General features: G+C 58.5%; 20 protein-coding genes, 1 tRNA gene and 1 pseudogene. 8 read left to right on the plus strand and 14 right to left on the minus strand.

What is annotated here, in order from left to right; all coding sequences use genetic code 11:
- The 4 genes and pseudogenes from AACY31_RS02590 to AACY31_RS02605 all read left to right on the plus strand — a co-directional run.
- Positions 1–499: RHS repeat-associated core domain-containing protein (locus AACY31_RS02590; protein WP_339503821.1), on the plus strand; the 499-nt coding region annotated here is incomplete at its 5' end.
- Position 500: 1 nt separating this feature from the next.
- Positions 501–860 (plus strand): hypothetical protein, encoded by a 360-nt coding sequence (locus AACY31_RS02595; RefSeq protein ID WP_339483354.1) that lies wholly within the window; start codon positions 501–503, stop codon positions 858–860.
- 182 nt (positions 861–1,042) lie between these two features.
- Positions 1,043–1,153: pseudogene (locus AACY31_RS02600) on the plus strand (PAAR domain-containing protein); the annotation flags it as partial.
- Between the two features lie 273 nt (positions 1,154–1,426).
- Positions 1,427–1,645, plus strand: a complete 219-nt coding sequence (locus tag AACY31_RS02605) for a hypothetical protein (protein ID WP_028621461.1) — start codon at positions 1,427–1,429, stop codon at positions 1,643–1,645.
- Positions 1,646–1,711: 66 nt separating this feature from the next.
- Here the strand turns inward: AACY31_RS02605 and AACY31_RS02610 are convergent, their stop codons facing one another.
- The 6 genes from AACY31_RS02610 to dapA form a co-directional block, all read right to left on the minus strand.
- Positions 1,712–2,035 (minus strand): hypothetical protein, encoded by a 324-nt coding sequence (locus AACY31_RS02610; protein WP_339483353.1) that lies wholly within the window; start codon positions 2,033–2,035, stop codon positions 1,712–1,714.
- Positions 2,036–2,719: 684 nt separating this feature from the next.
- Positions 2,720–2,809 (minus strand) — tRNA-Ser (locus AACY31_RS02615).
- Positions 2,810–2,892: 83 nt separating this feature from the next.
- A complete protein-coding gene (purC, locus tag AACY31_RS02620; protein ID WP_339491474.1) occupies positions 2,893–3,606 on the minus strand; it encodes a phosphoribosylaminoimidazolesuccinocarboxamide synthase in 714 nt (237 codons plus the stop codon).
- Between the two features lie 27 nt (positions 3,607–3,633).
- Positions 3,634–4,392, minus strand: coding sequence for an MBL fold metallo-hydrolase (locus AACY31_RS02625; protein ID WP_339483351.1), 759 nt, complete (start codon positions 4,390–4,392; stop codon positions 3,634–3,636).
- Between the two features lie 4 nt (positions 4,393–4,396).
- On the minus strand, positions 4,397–5,512 hold the full coding sequence (gene bamC / locus AACY31_RS02630; RefSeq protein WP_339483349.1) for an outer membrane protein assembly factor BamC: 1,116 nt from the start codon (positions 5,510–5,512) through the stop codon (positions 4,397–4,399).
- A gap of 17 nt (positions 5,513–5,529) precedes the next feature.
- Positions 5,530–6,408 (minus strand): 4-hydroxy-tetrahydrodipicolinate synthase, encoded by an 879-nt coding sequence (dapA, locus tag AACY31_RS02635; protein ID WP_339483348.1) that lies wholly within the window; start codon positions 6,406–6,408, stop codon positions 5,530–5,532.
- 315 nt (positions 6,409–6,723) lie between these two features.
- On the opposite strand from dapA, the gene AACY31_RS02640 reads away from it, so the two are divergent.
- Together AACY31_RS02640 and AACY31_RS02645 are read left to right on the plus strand one after the other, a co-directional pair.
- On the plus strand, positions 6,724–7,284 hold the full coding sequence (locus tag AACY31_RS02640) for a glycine cleavage system protein R (RefSeq protein WP_003184325.1): 561 nt from the start codon (positions 6,724–6,726) through the stop codon (positions 7,282–7,284).
- Between the two features lie 10 nt (positions 7,285–7,294).
- A complete protein-coding gene (locus AACY31_RS02645) occupies positions 7,295–7,768 on the plus strand; it encodes a peroxiredoxin (protein ID WP_339483346.1) in 474 nt (157 codons plus the stop codon).
- A gap of 138 nt (positions 7,769–7,906) precedes the next feature.
- Here the strand turns inward: AACY31_RS02645 and AACY31_RS02650 are convergent, their stop codons facing one another.
- Complete coding sequence (locus AACY31_RS02650; RefSeq protein ID WP_339483345.1) at positions 7,907–8,977, minus strand: AI-2E family transporter; 1,071 nt, start codon at positions 8,975–8,977, stop codon at positions 7,907–7,909.
- Between the two features lie 31 nt (positions 8,978–9,008).
- Complete coding sequence (locus AACY31_RS02655) at positions 9,009–9,248, minus strand: sulfurtransferase TusA family protein (RefSeq protein WP_339483344.1); 240 nt, start codon at positions 9,246–9,248, stop codon at positions 9,009–9,011.
- Positions 9,249–9,346: 98 nt separating this feature from the next.
- On the opposite strand from AACY31_RS02655, the gene AACY31_RS02660 reads away from it, so the two are divergent.
- A complete protein-coding gene (locus AACY31_RS02660) occupies positions 9,347–10,780 on the plus strand; it encodes a M48 family metalloprotease (RefSeq protein ID WP_339483342.1) in 1,434 nt (477 codons plus the stop codon).
- Positions 10,781–10,841: 61 nt separating this feature from the next.
- On the opposite strand, the gene AACY31_RS02665 is transcribed toward AACY31_RS02660, so the two are convergent.
- The 4 genes from AACY31_RS02665 to rpoE form a co-directional block, all read right to left on the minus strand.
- Complete coding sequence (locus AACY31_RS02665; RefSeq protein WP_339491477.1) at positions 10,842–12,272, minus strand: DegQ family serine endoprotease; 1,431 nt, start codon at positions 12,270–12,272, stop codon at positions 10,842–10,844.
- Between the two features lie 234 nt (positions 12,273–12,506).
- Positions 12,507–13,454 carry a MucB/RseB C-terminal domain-containing protein gene (locus tag AACY31_RS02670; RefSeq protein WP_339491478.1) on the minus strand — a complete coding sequence of 316 codons (948 nt, stop codon included), beginning with the start codon at positions 13,452–13,454 and terminating at the stop codon, positions 12,507–12,509.
- 12 nt (positions 13,455–13,466) lie between these two features.
- Positions 13,467–14,054 (minus strand): sigma-E factor negative regulatory protein, encoded by a 588-nt coding sequence (locus AACY31_RS02675; protein WP_339483337.1) that lies wholly within the window; start codon positions 14,052–14,054, stop codon positions 13,467–13,469.
- Positions 14,055–14,085: 31 nt separating this feature from the next.
- The gene (gene rpoE, locus AACY31_RS02680) at positions 14,086–14,667 is read right to left on the minus strand and encodes an RNA polymerase sigma factor RpoE (protein WP_003172477.1); all 582 of its coding nucleotides are present in this window, start codon (positions 14,665–14,667) and stop codon (positions 14,086–14,088) included.
- A gap of 559 nt (positions 14,668–15,226) precedes the next feature.
- On the opposite strand from rpoE, the gene nadB reads away from it, so the two are divergent.
- Positions 15,227–16,843, plus strand: coding sequence for an L-aspartate oxidase (nadB, locus tag AACY31_RS02685; protein WP_339483336.1), 1,617 nt, complete (start codon positions 15,227–15,229; stop codon positions 16,841–16,843).
- Here the strand turns inward: nadB and AACY31_RS02690 are convergent.
- Both AACY31_RS02690 and AACY31_RS02695 read right to left on the minus strand, forming a co-directional pair.
- Entirely contained in the window at positions 16,812–17,264 is a 453-nt protein-coding gene (locus AACY31_RS02690) for a protein YgfX (protein WP_339483335.1), read from the minus strand. The genes nadB and AACY31_RS02690 overlap by 32 nt on opposite strands.
- Complete coding sequence (locus AACY31_RS02695; RefSeq protein WP_003184348.1) at positions 17,248–17,502, minus strand: FAD assembly factor SdhE; 255 nt, start codon at positions 17,500–17,502, stop codon at positions 17,248–17,250. The genes AACY31_RS02690 and AACY31_RS02695 overlap by 17 nt, the downstream gene beginning before the upstream one ends.
- Between the last annotated feature and the right edge of the window lie 114 nt (positions 17,503–17,616).

A 17,616-nucleotide genomic window follows, 5' to 3' on the forward strand; every position in this document is an offset into this window, starting at 1 on the left:
GGACATCCGCAATTCGTTGCGCTTTCAAGGGCAGTACTTCGATGTGGAAACCGGGCTGCACTACAACCGCTATCGGTACTATGATCCACAGGTCGGGCGGTTTATTGGCAAGGACCCGATTGGGTTTGCGGGTGGACTTAATGTCTATGCGTATGGGCCGAATCCAGTTGGGTGGATTGACCCGCTCGGGCTGGCAGCCAACAGAGGAAGAATCCAAGCTCAAGGGACAAAACTTGAACAGTCGGTAAGTTGGAACCAAGACTCACCACTTACCGCTGCTGATGCAAAATTAAAACTAGATGAACTCAAGGGAAAACTAGGCCGTCAAGATTTGAGAGCTAGGGAAGAAGCCTTCGGCAAAGCCGAACGCTTTATTGATAATGCTTGCGCCTGTGGTGGTGTTAGCGCCCCCGTGAGCAAGACATTTATGGTGAGAGATACCGCACACGAACGTGTGGATATAGAAGTTACCTCTGGAACAGCATTTACGGATAAATAATATGTTCAACGATTACCTATCCACCCCAAGCACATACAAAAAACTTGAAAACCACATCAAAGAGCTTTTTATCGAGCTTGTAATTTCACACAACATAGATCTTGAGAGTTTTATTACTCCTTTCTATAAAACTACTTTTTCCAACGGAACCCCCTTTATGGACGCAAATCCCATATTTTCGGTAAAACATCAAAAAACAGGGAGCATATTAAAAATAGTTTTGGATGAAAACCTCAGAAAAACCACTTCCACCACTAAAGAGTCAGAACTAGGGCATGAAACATCCATCATTTCAGCTCAAAAAAACCTCACATCAATTAAAAATGAAATATCTAAGTGGCTCAAAACACTTACCACTTAAATTGGTCATTTTCTATCGCCAGCGCCCACACATATCATTAGCTTAATCGCCAGTAACCACCACAATTTTTCAATCCATAAAACAAGACGAGGCAGTATGAATAAACCGCCCATCTCCACCTTTCCTCCAGCAGAGCGAGACAGCTGTCTTCACCAAGCAGCCAGAGAGAGTGTTATGAAATGATGCCAATAATTCGACTCGGAGATACCACCGACCACGGTGGTATTGTCACCGAATCCATCCCCCACACCAACCTCAACGGTAAACCGATGGCTGGCAAGGGCCACATGGTGAAGGTAGAAGCATAAGGTAGGACTCTCTTAAGAAACGTCTTTTCTAGGCGGTTTCAGGCTACCTGAGGCGTTCTAGTGCCTCTTCCGTCTCTGAGTCAGGAGTAGCTAGTGAGCCACCCCAAAGCTCGGATATTTGGTATTCTGCCGATAGGATCGGTTCTCATTTATAATCTGGTCTTAACCGCTGTGCCCTAGCGCCAAGATTTGCGAATACTGAACCCTCTTCTAAGCTTGCTACCACCGAAACGTCACAAGCATGCAAGGGAAGGCGCCATGGCTCACGAAGTAAAAATCAATCTTCAATCTATGCTGGTGCAGCGTCAGGACGTAGAAGTTGAAGTGAAAAAGGATGGTGGCAAGCTCGGCACTATTCTCATAAGCCAAGGCAACATCGAATGGCTTCCATCAGGCAATCATGTAAATAAATACAATCTCACCTGGACGCAATTCTCTGAGTTTATGGAAGAACACGGAATGCCAAAGAGGATGTAATGCTGACGCTTCGTATGTGAGCCCTGCGTGCAGGGCTTTCTTGACCAGCCCTGCACGCTAAGGACATCAAGATTTGAGAGGCATGTCCTTTACGTAAAAATCGAATCTGTCAGTTGCTCCCGACTCAAACCCTCGCTCGAATTCTTTATCCCAACCAAATACGATCTTGGCAGGCCCTACGAGGTATCCCGTGCGCGTTGTTCCGTGCTCCTCGGGTGTTTTTATAAAATACTTTGGTTCATCCTGCCTGATGGTGCCTCTCAGCATCTCTATCAAAAGGTCCACTTTGGCTGGATGCTTGAGCTTTTTTGATAACTCGGTTTGCCCCGCTTTCTCGTTACCCTCGATTTCATACCGGTAATAGCACGTAGCCTTTTCATCCGTGTCCATGTGGCAATCTCCTGATGGGTAGTGGTCGAGCCTAGACCATCAGAGAGATATTTGTCCTTGGAGCCCGCCAAACAAGGTTGAACACTACGTTAGCTATGTCTCAGGGGGGTTAATATTTTCCTCACCAGAGCTAGCCCGGTATATCTCGCTCAGCTTGTCTGTGTTTTGGAAGGCAGGGAGCCTTTTCAAAAGGGACGGGCTACCGTCCCCTCGTAAACATTAACTAGCGGGTGTGGCACGCATCAGCACAGGTCTTGCAACCATCAGCCGTGGGATAAATTTTCTTTGCTGATGCGACTGCCGTAGAACAGCCAACATGCTCCCCAAGAGATGTCTTATCGCTTGGCATCCAAATGCACCCTGCTTTGTGAACCTCATGGTCGCCCCTCGGTTGCGGCTGGTTGTTGACATAATAAATAGGCATGGAATTTCCTTCCGTTGATTGCCGAATGAACCCGCTTCTCCGTTTGGGGCCCTTGTCTCAAAACCCAGAGAGCAGGCAGCACGACTCAGCCTAGCCCAGTAATGGCTCATAGCAATCAACGTGATCAGATATACAGCAGGCAACATCAGCTAGAGACCTACAGGAAAGCAGATCACAGGCACGATAGTAGTAGAAAGGAGTAGTAGAACCAGAAACGAAAAAACCCCGTAACTCATTGAATTACGGGGTTTTTCTATGTATGGCGGAGAGATAGGGATTTGAACCCTAGGTACTGTCGCCAGTACAACGGATTTCGAATCCGTCCCGTTCGGCCACTCCGGCATCTCTCCAGTGGCGCGCATCATACCAGCACATTCGCCGGAAGCGAACCCCCGAGCGAAATTTTTTCCGTGCTATCAGATGCTTGCGTCGATTACAGCGGCACACCCAGACGCTGGGCGACTTCTTCGTAGGCTTCGATGACGTCACCGAGGCCTTGGCGGAAGCGGTCCTTGTCCATCTTCTTCTTGGTGTCCTTGTCCCAGAGGCGGCAGCCGTCAGGGCTGAACTCGTCACCCAGGACGATGGATCCGTCGCTGAACACGCCGAATTCAAGCTTGAAGTCCACCAGCAGCAGGCCGGCGTCGTCGAACAACTTACTCAGCACGTCGTTGACCTTGAGGGACAACTCCTTCATGCGGACCAGTTGCTCGGCGGTGCCCCAACCGAATGCCACGACGTGGGATTCGTTGATGAACGGGTCGCCCTTGGCGTCGTCCTTCAGGAACAGCTCGAAGGTGTAAGGGTTGAGCCTCATGCCCTCTTCCACGCCCAGGCGCTTGACCAGGCTGCCGGCGGCGTAGTTACGCACGACGCATTCGACCGGGATCATGTCCAGCTTCTTGACTAGGCATTCGTTGTCGCCCAGCAGCTTGTCGAACTGGGTCGGCACGCCGGCGGCTTCGAGTTTCTGCATGATGAAGGCGTTGAACTTGTTGTTCACCATGCCCTTGCGGTCCAGCTGTTCGATGCGCTTGCCGTCGAACGCCGAGGTGTCGTTGCGAAACAGCAGGATCAAGCGGTCAGCGTCGTCGGTCTTGTAAACCGACTTGGCTTTGCCGCGGTAGAGTTCTTCACGTTTTTCCATGATGGGCTCCGCTTGCTAAGTAGTGGGCTAGGCGATATGTCGCCAGTCGAGCCCTGAATCTTGATCGGCCAGTTGCAGCCAGTTCGGGTCGCACCCGAGGGTGTCGACAAAACATTGCCGGGCCAGCTGCGGCAGGTTGTTCTTGCTGCTCAGATGGGCCAGGACCAGGTGTTGCAGGCCTTGCCAGCCCAACTCGGCCACCAGGAACGCCGCCTGGTGGTTGTTCAAATGTCCGTGCTCCCCGCCTACCCGCTGCTTGAGGAAGTAGGGGTAGTGACCACGCGCCAACATGTCGCGGCAGTGGTTGGACTCGATCATCAACGCATCGAGGTCCCGGTAACTGTCCATCACCTTGTCGCAATACGACCCCAGGTCGGTCAGCAGTCCAAAACGCCGCTCGCCGTCACTGAACACATATTGCGTCGGTTCCCGGGCATCGTGCGCCACGCTGACCACGCTGATATCCAGGCAACCGATGCGCAGTTGCTCGCCACCGACCACGAACCCGGCCGGTTCGATGGGCTTGCGCAGGCCTCCCAGCGTCCCACGACTCAGGTACACCGGCAGATTGTAGCGCCGAGACAGCAAACCCACGCCATGCACGTGGTCGGCATGTTCGTGGGTCACGAGTATCGCGCTCAGCTGCGCCGGGTGCACACCCAGGCGCAACAGGCGCTTCTCGGTTTCCCGCAGGGAGAAACCACAATCGACCAACACGTACGTGCCGGCGCTGGCTACCAGCGTGCCGTTCCCCTGGCTACCGCTGCCGAGAACGGCAAAACGCATCGGATCAGCCCAGGTTGTCCTGAATCACGCCCAACACCTTGCGGGCCACATCGGCCGGCGCCACGGTGTTGATGTTTTTCTCGACGGTGACCTGGACGTTGTCGCCGACCTTGCTCAGGCGAACCTGGTAACGCTCGGCACGGGCTTCGATTTCTTCCTTGTTCGGCTTGCTGCCGAACAGGCCACTGAAGAAGCCGGGTTTCTCGTCTTTCCTCTCGGCCTTTTCAGCCAGGTTGATGTAGTACAGGCCCAGACTGCGGTTGATGTCTTCAACGCGCCACTCGCCCTGCTCCAGCGCACGACCAACGCTCGACCAGGCACGGTCCAGGTCGGAGCCGACGTTGAGCACCGGATTGCCGCTGCCGTCTTCGTTCAGGCTGACGCGACTCGGCGCATCGAACTCCTTGGACGCCAGCATCGAGACCGAACCGCCCTGCTCCGCGTTACGACTCATGCTGGCGAGCATGTCGTCCACCAGCGCAGCGTCGAGGCCGGTATTGACCGAACGGTTGGTGAAGGCCACATCGGCGGTGCTGCCGGCAGGCCGCTCAGCGCTGACCACATAAACTTCACTGGTGTTGCGCTGCACGCCCGGCTCGATGCGTACCCGCACGCGGGTTTCGCTGTCGGCCGCGACACCGGCGGCGCTCATGCGCTTGGCCATGGCGGCAGACAGTTCATCGGAGCGCTGCCAGGTGGTGGTGAACTCGCCGGTTTGCGGGCGCTGCTCGTCAAGGCGGAAACCGTTGTCCTGGAAGAACTGGATCGCCACAGGCCAGACTTCGGCCGGTGGGTGCTGGCCCATGACCCAGCGGGAGTCGCCACTCTTCTGCAGGGTGTAATCGCTGGCATCGGCCACGGCCGACAGCGGCTGTGGACGTGGGACGATGTATTCGCCCTTGACGCTGTCGTCAGCTACGTTGCGCGGGATCGGCAGCAGCGGATCGAGGCGCTTGGCAACGTTGACGTCTTGCGGCAGTTGCATCGGTGCAGTCTGTTGCGCCTGCAGGTAATCGCTACCACGGTCGCGGAAGTAACCTTCCGGCCCCCAGACCCATCCACAGCCGCTGGTGCTGGAGATAATCAAGGCAAGTGCGGAAAGTCCGGCCATTCGCTTCATGCGTTGTACTTCCTCAATTAAACCAGGACGCCGGACTGGCGCATGGCCTGCCGCAGCGGTTCGTGACAGGGGGTGCTCAGCCAGGTCAGTGGCAGGCGGATGCCTTCGTGCATCAGGCCCATTTCAACCAAGGCCCACTTCACCGGAATCGGGTTGGCCTCGACGAACAGATCCTTGTGCAACGGCATCAGTTTTTCGTTGATTGCCCGTGCAGTCTCGGCGTCGCCCTTGAGCGCGGCCTCGCACAGGTCGGCCATTTCGCGCGGGGCAACGTTGGCAGTGACGGAGATGTTGCCCTTGCCACCCAGCAGGATCAGCTCGACCGCGGTCGGATCATCGCCGGACAACACGATGAAGTCCTTGCTCACACCATCGACGATAGCCTTGGCGCGCTTCATGTCGCCGGTGGCTTCCTTGATGCCGATGATGTTCGGGACGGTGGACAGGCGGATCACGGTCTCGGCCTGCATGTCGCAGGAGGTGCGGCCGGGAACGTTATAGAGGATCTGCGGGATGTCGACAGCTTCGGCAATGTACTTGAAGTGCTGATACAAGCCTTCCTGGGTTGGCTTATTGTAGTACGGAACGACCAGCAGGCAGGCGTCGGCGCCGGCTTCCTTGGCGTTGCGGGTCAACTCGACGGCCTCGCGGGTCGAGTTGGCGCCGGTCCCGGCGATGACGGGAATGCGACCGTTGACCTGCTTGACCACGGCACGGATGACTTCGATGTGCTCATTGACGTCGAGGGTTGCCGACTCGCCGGTAGTACCGACGGCGACAATGGCATGGGTGCCGTTCTCAAGGTGGAAGTCCACGAGTTTGCTGAGGCTGGCCCAGTCAAGATGCCCTTGTGCATCCATGGGTGTGACCAGTGCCACCATACTGCCCGCAATCATGAAACCGCTCCTGCCGGAAAAAGAGAGCGGTAATGGTACTGGCGCCAAGATGCTTGTACAAGCGAACTACCATTCCCCTAGGCGATGGTTTTCGCTACCCTTCAGGCTTTGATCGGTACCGATAAGCTCATACGCCGGTTTCCAGCCTCCGTTTTCGTCGCCGCAAGCCCCGATCCCGGGTTTGTCCTGGTGCATTTGCGCTATCGCGAAATGCAGCGCAACCCCGGACACAAGGCTTGAGCCGTTCGTTTATTCGGGCCTGGCGCCGTGTCGAGCGGCAAAGGTATCGACCGCTCATCGCTTTAGGAATGCTGCATGTCCACCCCCACAGTCCGCGAACAATTCCTTGTTATCAGTGCCCTTGGCGCCAACCCCATGGAGCTGACTAACGTCCTGTGCCGCGCCAGCCATGAAAATCGCTGCGCCGTCGTGACCTCACGCCTGACCCGTCATGGCGAATGCAGTGCCCTCGTGCTCGAGATCTCCGGCAGCTGGGACGCCCTGGCTCGCCTGGAAGGCAGCCTGCCGGTGCTGGCCAAGAAGCATGCCTTCACCGTCAACGTGGTGCGTAGCGCCGCGCTGGAAAACCGTCCCCAGGCCCTGCCCTACGTGGCCTACGTGAGTTCGGCCTACCGTCCGGACATCATCAACGAGCTGTGCCAGTTCTTCATGGACCATCACGTCGAGCTGGAAAACCTGACCTGTGACACCTACCAGGCGCCACAGACCGGCGGCACCATGCTCAATGCCACGTTCACCGTGACCCTGCCGGCCGGCACCCAGATCAGTTGGCTGCGCGATCAGTTCCTGGATTTCGCCGATGCGATGAACCTGGATGCCCTGATCGAACCGTGGCGCCCACAAAACCCAATGTAAGGAAGCGTTCATGGCCGTTGCCGTCGACCAACCGGTTACCGATTTCCAGGCACCCGCCACCAGCGGGCAGACCGTCAGCCTCGCCGCCCTCAAAGGCAAACAGGTGGTGATTTACTTCTACCCCAAGGACAGCACCCCCGGTTGCACCACCGAAGGCCAGGGCTTTCGGGATCAGTATGCGCAGTTCCAGGCTGCCAACACCGAAGTGTTCGGCATCTCCCGGGACAGCCTCAAGTCCCACGAGAACTTCAAGTGCAAGCAGGAGTTCCCGTTCGAGCTGATCAGTGACAAGGACGAGACCGTCTGCCAGCTGTTCGACGTGATCAAGCTGAAAAAGCTCTATGGCAAGGAATACCTGGGCGTTGATCGCAGCACATTCCTGATCGACAAGGACGGCGTGCTGCGCCAGGAATGGCGTGGCGTGAAGGTGCCGGGGCATGTGGATGCGGTGTTGGCGGCGGCTCAAGCCCTCAACAAGGGCTGAAGTTTTTCATTGTCAGTACTGGCCCCTTCGCGAGCAGGCTCGCTCCCACAGAGTCTATGGAACACCGCAAATCCCCCTGTGGGAGCGGGCTTGCTCGCGAAGGGGGCATCAGCCTCATCGACTCAACCAGATTGACCGCTATAGCAACGGCGCCACCACCGACTCCTTGCTCGGCCACGCATCCAGCACCGCCTTGAACAGCGTCGCCAGGGGAATCGCAAAGAACACACCCCAGAACCCCCACAGCCCACCAAACAGCAGCACCGCACAGATAATCGCCACCGGATGCAGGTTCACCGCCTCGGAGAACAGCAGCGGGACCAGCACATTGCCGTCCAGCGTCTGGATAATCCCGTAGACCGCCATCAGGTAGATGAACTGATCGCTCCAACCCCACTGGAACAGCGCAATCAAGGCCACCGGCACGGTCACCACCACGGCGCCGACATAAGGCACCACCACCGACATGCCCACCAGCAGCGCCAGCAGGGCTGCGTAATTGAGCCCCAGGGCGACGAAGCCGATGTAGGTCACGCCGCCGCAAATGAAAATTTCGATGACTTTCCCGCGGATATAGTTGGCGATCTGTCGGTTCATCTCTTGGGCCACCCGGGTAATCAGCGCCCGCTCACGAGGCAGGTAGCCACGGACCCAACGCCCGATCATTTCCCGGTCCTTGAGGAAGAAAAACACCAGGATCGGCACCAACACCAGGTAGATCATGATGTTGACCAAAAGCGGCAGGCTGGACAGCGAAAACGTCAGCGCCCACTGGCCGAACTTGCCAATCTGGCCGCGCACCACTTCGATGGTCTGCAACACTTGTTCATCGGAGACCAGGTGCGGATAGCGCTCCGGCAGCAGCAACAACAGGGATTGCCATTTGGCGAGCATCCCTGGCAATTCATTGAACAAGGTCACCAACTGGTGCCAGAGCAGCGGCACGATCACCACGATAAACACCACCAGCACCCCCATGAACAGGGCGAACACCAGCCCGACTGCCACAGTGCCGGGTAACCGTAGACGCTCCAGCGTCGTCACCAACCCTTGCATCAGGTACGCCAGCACCATCCCCGCCAGCACCGGCGCCAGCATGCCGCCCAGAGTGAGCACGGCGGTAAAGGCCAGGAATAGCAGCACTGCCAGGACCACAGCTTCTTCATCGGAGAAGTAGCGCTGGATCCAGTCGCGTAACACTTTGAACATTAAAAATCCTTAAGAGACGCTGTCGGTTTTTTCAAGCCTTCTTCAGCCAGTAACGGTAGACGCCGTGATCGTCTTCTTCATGTAGCAGCGTATGACCGGCCAATCGGGCGAAGGTGCGGAAATCACGCTGAGAGCCCGCATCCGTGGCGATCACCTTGAGCACACTGCCGCTGGCCAGGCGATTGAGTTCCAGCTTGGCCTTGAGCAACGGCAACGGACAGTTCAAGCCGCTGGCGTCCAGTTCGGCATCGTGGGCTACAGCTTCAGTCATGGGTTCACTCCGCGGCAGATCGTTGAGCGGCCTAGAATATCTGGTCCCGGGCCCGGTGTCCGGCTACAGTAAGGTCTTTGTCGACTAAGGCTTCGTGCATGACATTTCTGCGCCCCACCCTGCTGACGCTCGCTTGCCTGCTTGCCTCACCGGGCTTCGCCGACGACCTGCCGTCACTTGGCGATGCCAGTTCTGCCATCGTCTCGCCAGAACAGGAGCACCAACTGGGCCGCGCCTGGCTGGCCCTGCTGCGCAGCCAGGTTTCACAGCTCAACGATCCACAGCTCAAGGACTACGTCGAATCCAGCGTCTATAAACTGGTGGAAACCAGCCAGGTCAACGACCGGCGCCTGGAATTCATCCTGATCAACAGCCCGCAACTCAACGCCTTCGCCGCACCTGGTGGAATCGTCGGGGTCAACGGCGGCCTGTTCCTCAACGCACAGACCGAAGGCGAATACGCCTCGGTCATGGCCCACGAACTGGCGCACTTGTCACAACGCCACTTCGCTCGCGGCGTCGAAGCCCAGCAGCGCATGCAAGTGCCAATGATGGCCGCGCTGCTGGCCGGCATCGTGATTGCCGCCGCCGGTGGCGGTGATGCAGGGATCGCGGCCATCGCCGGGACCCAGGCCGCAGCCATCCAGGAACAACGGCGCTTCTCGCGCCAGAACGAACAGGAAGCCGACCGCATCGGCATCCAGAACCTGGAAAAGGCCGGCTACGACCCGCGGTCCATGCCGACCATGTTCGAGCGCCTGATGCGCCAATACCGGTTCGACGCCAAGCCCCCGGAATTCCTGCTGACTCACCCGGTGACCGAATCCCGGATTGCCGACACCCGCAACCGCGCCGAACAGGCCAAGCCGGGCGGTATCGAGGACAGTGTGCGCTATCAACTGATTCGCGCACGGGTCCAGTTGATCTATGAAGAAACCCCGGGCCTGGGCGCCAAGCGCTTCCGGGCACAGCTGGATGAGAACCCGAAGAACGACGTGGCGCGCTATGGCCTGGCGATCGCGCAAATCAAGGGCGGCCAGCTGAATGAAGCACGAGAGAACCTCAAGCCGTTGCTGGCCAAATCGCCTAACGAGATCATCTACAACCTCGCCCAGGTGGACTTGGACATCACCAGCAACAAACTGGCCGACGCTCAATCGCGCGTCGACCGGATGCTGAGCCAATACCCAGGCAACTATCCGCTCAACCAGGTACGCGTCGACCTGCTGCTCAAGCAGAACCGCCCCGCCGATGCCGAGAAGGCCCTGGAGCACCTGCTCAAGGCCCGCCCGGACGATCCGGACGTCTGGTACATGGTGGCCGAGACCCGCGGGCTGTCGGGCAATATCATCGGCCTGCACCAAGCTCGTGCCGAGTACTTCGCACTGGTGGGCGACTACCGTCAGGCCATTCAGCAGTTGGACTTCGCCAAGCGGCGCGCCGGCACCAATTTCCCCCTGTCGTCACGCATCGATGCCCGGCAGCGGGAACTCATGGAGCAGGAACGCATGGTCAAGGACATGATGGGCTGAGCATTCGCCAGGCAAAAAAAAAACGCCTCTTTCGAGGCGTTTTTTTTCAGCGGCTAACCGATCATTCGGCCAGTTTGAAGGTGATGAAGCTCGCACGCCCCTGGCGCAGGACCCGCATCGAGACCGAACGGTTCTTCGGCAACGCCTTGGCGATGTCGGTGAACTCCTTGGCGGAGCCGATGGCTTGGTTGTTCAGGTGCGTAATGATGTCGCCCGGCTGAAGACCGATCAGGGCGGCAGGACCATCCTGCACCTCCTTGATCACCACACCGCCCTGGAGCTCCAGGGTGCGCTTCTGCTCTTCGGTCAGCTCAGCTACCGCCACACCCAGACGGTTGCTGCTGCGCTCGACGCCAGACTTGGACAGCGAATCCAACTCCTTGCCTTCTTCAGGAATGGCACCGACGGTCAATTCGACATTCTTGCGCTTGCCTTCACGAATCACTTCCAGATTGGCCTTGGCGCCGGCCTTGAGGGCACCTACCAAGTGCGGCAGGTCGGCAGACATGACGATCGGCTGGCCGTTCATGCTCAGGATCACGTCACCCACTTGCAGGCCGCCCTTGGCAGCCGGGCCACCTTCCTGGATCTGCGCCACCAGCGCACCGGCCGGTTTTTCCAGGCCGAACGACTCGGCCAGGTCCTTGTTCACTTCCTGGATGACCACGCCCAACCAGCCACGGCTGACCTTGCCTTCGCTTTTCAGTTGGTTGGACACGTCCATGGCAACGTCGATCGGAATCGCGAAGGACACGCCCATGAAGCCGCCCGAACGGGTATAGATCTGGGAGTTGATGCCGACGACTTCACCCGCGAGGTTGAACAGCGGGCCACCGGAGTTACCCGGGTTGATCGGCACGTCGGTCTGGATGAACGGCACGTAGTTTTCGTTCGGCAGGCTGCGACCGATGGCGCTGACAATACCCTGGGTCACGGTGTGGTCGAAGCCGAACGGCGAACCGATGGCCACGACCCACTGGCCGGCTTTCAGGTCCTGGGATTTGCCCAGCTTGAGCACGGGCAGATCCTTGCCTTCGATTTTCAACAGCGCCACGTCGGAACGTGGGTCGGTACCGATCAGCTTGGCCTTGAGTTCGCTGCGATCGGCCAGGCGCACCAGGATTTCGTCGGCATCGGCGATCACATGGTTGTTGGTCAGGATGTAGCCATCAGGCGAAATAATGAAACCCGAACCCAGGGATTGCGCTTCGCGCTGGCGACCACCGCCGGGCGAACGGGGTTGTTGCGGCATGCCGCGCTCGAAGAACTCACGCAGCATCGGCGGCAAGCCTTCCAGGTCCGGCATTTGCTGGTCCGATACGCGGCGCTCCGGCAGCTTCTGGGTCGTGCTGATATTCACTACGGCGGGCGAAGCCTGCTCGACCAATTGCGTAAAGTCGGGCAACTCGACCGCCACGGCAGGAACGGCCTGGCCGAGCACAAGCACGGTGGCAAGAATGGAGAGATAGGTTTTCAAGCGTAGTATCGACATACGGCTCCCGTTACGACGAGCATGGTTAAGCGATATGGAGCAAGGAATACCAGAAAAAGATACGCCGGTATTTTTGTTCCGGAAACAGGCAAGGCCAGGGCCGAGCGGCTCTGACCTATAGAAAAAAAGCTGAGTTTTTGCAAATGAAAATACTGACAGGAAGTTTCGGCACTTCGATCAAGCCCTGGCATCATCAGCCTCTCGCGCAATCGAACCCCCCATGCTGCCAGCAGGCTATTGAGTCGCCGTGACGTCGGCGCGCATGGAAAGCGCAATCCGTTCCGCCGTGCCTATAGGGATCTCACCGACCACCGTGACCATCATTTCACCCTGGGGTGTCGTGAGCCTGCGGGAGACGGCAGCCGTCGGGCCTAGCTGAGTACGAGTATCAGTGGCGCTGGCGCCGTTCAACGGCTCCAGGAACACCGAGAAGCGCGCCAGGCCGTCGTCGTACATCAAGCTGTTGACCTGGACCTGGGTGTCCGGGTCCTTGCGTACAGCGCTGCCAGTCAGTTCGAAACCGGGCGGAAGCCAGTCCGAGTGCCAGGCGTTTTTCACCGCGACGGCCTTGCCAGGATCCTGCGCGACAGCCTTGCATTCGGCGCTGGCTTGCAGATCACCGTCTGTCGGCGCGGCAACGTTCAAGCGGGTGAACTGGAAACGTTCGAGTAACTGGCCCTTGTCATTGAGCAACAGGGACTTGAGCGGCAGGCCGGTCTCTTTGTCCAGGTGCAACTCAAAGCCATAGCGATGCTGGTCCTTGGGCGTCAACGCTACAATGACCGCTTGACGCCCGGCCACGCGCGACTTGCCGATGACGGCCAGGTCATACCAATTCTTGAGTTTTTGCGGATCGAGCGTACGTGAGGTGCCGTCAGGCGTATTGCCCAGCCCCACGATCAAGGAGCCACTGACGCATTGAGTATGCCCATCAATGCGCAGGACTTCCTGTGCCGAGCCGTCGAGCTGGAGTAACCGCTCTCGGACTTTGCCATCCTGGACGCGATGCCAGATGTTATGGGTAGAAAAACTACCGTTGCGCTCGTAAACGAAAGTGCCCTGGAAGCTCTGCTGTTGCTCGGCTTGACTCAGGCGGTTCAACCAATCCTGAGCCTCATTGGCATGGACTGGAATCGCACACCAGCCACCAAGCAGAAGCGCGAATAGAGGTATGGCGCGCAATGGTTTTCCTTATTAACGGTTTTCCAGGCTGGCTGCGCGGGCGTAAGGCAGCGCGCTTTCAGTACCTTTCAGGGCAGCTTGCTGAGCATGCTGACGCAGGTAGTTGGGCAGACGCTGATCATGCCAGCCAGGTTGGCCTTGCAGAACACCGTTGACCATCGGGCCTGCGGTTTCCGAGCTTTCACTGTAACCGGCCAGTACCGCCGGGCCCTGGACCTGTGGAGCCGCCAAGCCTGGCTGGTTGGACTGCTGCGCCATCTGCACGCCGGCAATCTCATCCTGGTTGTACAGGCGCACACCGGCCAGTACGGCCACGGTGACCGACGCGGCTACTGCCAGGCGACCCAGGCTGCGCCATGGTCCGCGAGAAGCTTTTGCCGGTACGGCTTCGTCAGCCAATGCAGCGGAAACGGCCGCAGCGATGTCCAGGCGTGGAAGCAACAAGTCCTTGTGCATCACAGCCCGGGCGATCTGGTAACGAGCCCAGGTCTCACGAGTTTCAACATCGTCGAAGGCATTCAATACCCGACGCAATTCCAGTTCGTCCGCTTCGTTATCCATCACTGCGGACAGCGATTCCTGCAGGGCTTCACGACTCATGGCGTTCCTCTCTTGGCTGTCGCCGCTGTCTCTAGTTTTCCTGCAACAAAGGTTGCAGGGCTTTATCAATGGCCTCCCGGGCGCGGAAAATCCGGGAGCGCACGGTGCCTACAGGACATTGCATGACGCTCGCAATGTCTTCGTAACTCAGACCGTCGAACTCGCGTAAAGTTAAAGCCGTACGCAAATCTTCGGGCAGTTGCTGGATGGTTCGATGGACAGTGCCTTCAATTTCATCCCGCAGCAATGCACGTTCCGGTGACTCGAGGTCCTTGAGACCATGATCGCCATCATAGAACTCGGCATCTTCAGAACTTACATCGCTATCCGGCGGCCGACGGCCGCGTGAAACCAGATAGTTTTTCGCCGTGTTGATGGCGATGCGGTAAAGCCACGTGTAAAACGCGCTGTCCCCGCGAAAATTACCAAGTGCGCGGTAGGCCTTGATGAAGGCTTCCTGAGCGACATCCTGCGCTTCATGGGTGTCGTGCACGAAACGCACGATCAACCCGAGAATTTTGTGCTGGTATTTAAGCACTAGCAGATCGAAAGCTCGCTTGTCGCCGCGTTGGACGCGCTCGACCAGCTGCTGATCCTCTTCCTGGGTTAGCATGAACACTCCTCGATAAGCTCGAAGGAGGCTTGCATTACTAATTGACCGGGCTTGCAAACATAGACTCGGGCTTTTCGCAAAAGTTCTCCCCCTTCCAAGCAAGTTTCCGGCGCGCTCTGATCTCGGCACGCACGAAAAACGCAGCAGGAGATCCCCCGGCTGCGCGAATAATCTGTCGCCGGGCCTGACGGCAGAGACTCCAATCGAAATCTTGCACCAACCCGACGCTGCTCCCTTTTGCAGACAACCGTCTATTGAACGTAGACGCTCGGCAAAAGTTCCCGCTATTTATAGCGCTGTGCACTGAATATCAGGCAACCGTGACGAGATAAACAGCGTTCTGTCCTCGAAACGGCGGCCTTATCAACGTTGCACCAAAACCGACGATCCGACGAAGCGTGTCGCTTTTCTGTCACGCTGGTTTCACATTGCCATGAATGCCCGGCTATTGTGCCGATCCCCCCCTCTATATACTAGTGGGCTGCGTGGCTGCCTGACCCGTTGAACCGGTGTCTTGCGCCAACCCCGACCCGGGTCGCCTTGAGCGGAAACCATTCGAATGAGCCAACAGTTTCAACACGATGTTCTGGTAATCGGCAGCGGAGCCGCCGGATTGAGCCTTGCACTGACCTTGCCTGCGCATTTACGCATTGCAGTACTGAGCAAGGGCGACCTGGCCAATGGCTCGACCTTCTGGGCCCAGGGCGGTGTCGCAGCCGTGCTGGACGATACCGACACCATTGAATCCCACGTCGACGACACCCTCAACGCCGGCGGCGGCCTTTGCAATCCACAAGCGGTGCGTTTCACCGTGGAACACAGCAGGGAAGCCATCCAGTGGCTGATCGACCAGGGTGTGCCGTTTACCCGGGATGAACAATCGGGCACCGAAGACGGCGGTTTCGAGTTCCACCTGACGCGCGAAGGCGGTCACAGCCATCGGCGCATCATCCATGCGGCCGACGCCACCGGTGCGGCGATCTTCAAGACCCTGCTCGCCCAGGCGCGACTGCGGCCGAACATCGAGTTGCTGGAGCAGCGCGTCGCGGTCGACCTGATCACCGAAAAACGCCTGGGCCTGGACGGTGATCGCTGCCTCGGTGCCTACGTGCTCAATCGCGGCACCGGTGAAGTCGACACCTACGGCGCGCGCTTCGTCATCCTGGCATCCGGTGGCGCAGCGAAAGTCTACCTTTATACCAGCAACCCCGACGGCGCCTGCGGCGATGGCATTGCCATGGCCTGGCGTTCGGGTTGCCGGGTGGCGAACCTGGAGTTCAACCAGTTCCATCCCACGTGCCTTTATCACCCGCAGGCCAAGAGCTTTTTGGTGACCGAAGCCCTGCGAGGCGAAGGGGCCCATTTGAAGCTGCCCAACGGCGAACGCTTCATGCAGCGCTTCGATCCGCGCGCCGAACTGGCACCACGGGATATCGTCGCCCGGGCCATCGACCACGAAATGAAGCGTCTGGGTATCGATTGCGTTTACCTGGACATCAGCCACAAGCCCGAAGCGTTCATCAAGAGCCACTTCCCGACGGTGTACGAACGCTGCCTGGAGTTTTCCATCGACATCACCAAGCAGCCGATCCCGGTGGTACCGGCGGCGCATTACACCTGCGGTGGCGTGATGGTCGACCAACAGGGCCGCACCGACGTGCCGGGCCTGTATGCCATTGGCGAAACCAGCTTCACCGGCCTGCATGGTGCCAACCGCATGGCCAGCAACTCGCTGCTGGAGTGCTTCGTCTACGCCCGCTCGGCGGCGTCAGACATCCTGGCGCAATTGCCGCAGATTGCCGTTCCAGCCGCCCTGCCCTCGTGGGACGCCAGCCAGGTCACCGATTCGGACGAAGACGTGATCATCGCCCACAACTGGGACGAACTGCGGCGATTCATGTGGGACTACGTGGGCATCGTGCGCACCAACAAGCGCCTGCAACGGGCGCAGCATCGGGTGCGCTTGCTGCTGGATGAAATCGACGAGTTCTACAGCAACTACAAAGTCAGCCGTGACCTGATCGAGCTGCGCAACCTGGCCCAGGTGGCCGAACTGATGATTCGCTCGGCCATGGAGCGCAAGGAAAGCCGGGGCCTGCATTACACGTTGGACTACCCGAACCTGCTGCCCGAGGCACTGGACACTATCCTGGTGCCGCCCACCTACGCCGACTGAACCTCAGCCGTACCCGCAGGCGCCGATGGACATCCGGCGCCAGCGCGTCGCGGGGTACGCACAGCGAGCGGACTCGCCGTTCACCCTGCAAGCGAAAACGCAGCACGATGATCATCGGCAGCGCCAGGCTATCGGGGCGCAGCTGCACAGCCCGCCACCCATCGGCCCGGCTCCAGAGTTGCCAGCCAGCGGCATTTCGACGCAATCGGCAAAAGGCCCGACGATGGGTCAGCAATACATGTCGGGGGATTACCCAGGCGCCATGGGCCAAGCACAATACGACGCCAAGCGCCGAGAACCCGGATGGGACGGACAACAGGAACAAAGCCCCCAGGGCGAACACCTGGGCCAGCAGATAGGCCGCCAGCAGTTGCCCGGAGGCCTGCCAGCGGCATTCGAAGGGATTACTTGGGCTGGACACGGTCCAGAATCATCCGGACCATGCGCTGCAACTCAGGGTCTTCAGATTCGCTACGCTCCATGAACCAGCCGAACATGTCCTGATCCTCGCATTCGAGCAGGCGGACATAGCACGCGCGGTCCACTTCATTGAGATGGGGATAAACCTCTTTGACGAATGGCACCAGCAACACGTCCAGCTCAAGCATACCGCGGCGGCTGTGCCAGTAGAGGCGATTCAGTTCAACATCTTCGACCATGGAGCGCTCCTCAAATAGAGCGCAAGTATACAGCCCCCGCCGCAGTGGAACAGACCGCTTTGGTCGGGCACCACCGATCCTTTGTGAACTACCCATTTCAAGGGCGCCCCCTTA

This window comes from Pseudomonas sp. RL_105y_Pfl2_101, from assembly GCF_963970585.1.
GTDB lineage: Bacteria > Pseudomonadota > Gammaproteobacteria > Pseudomonadales > Pseudomonadaceae > Aquipseudomonas.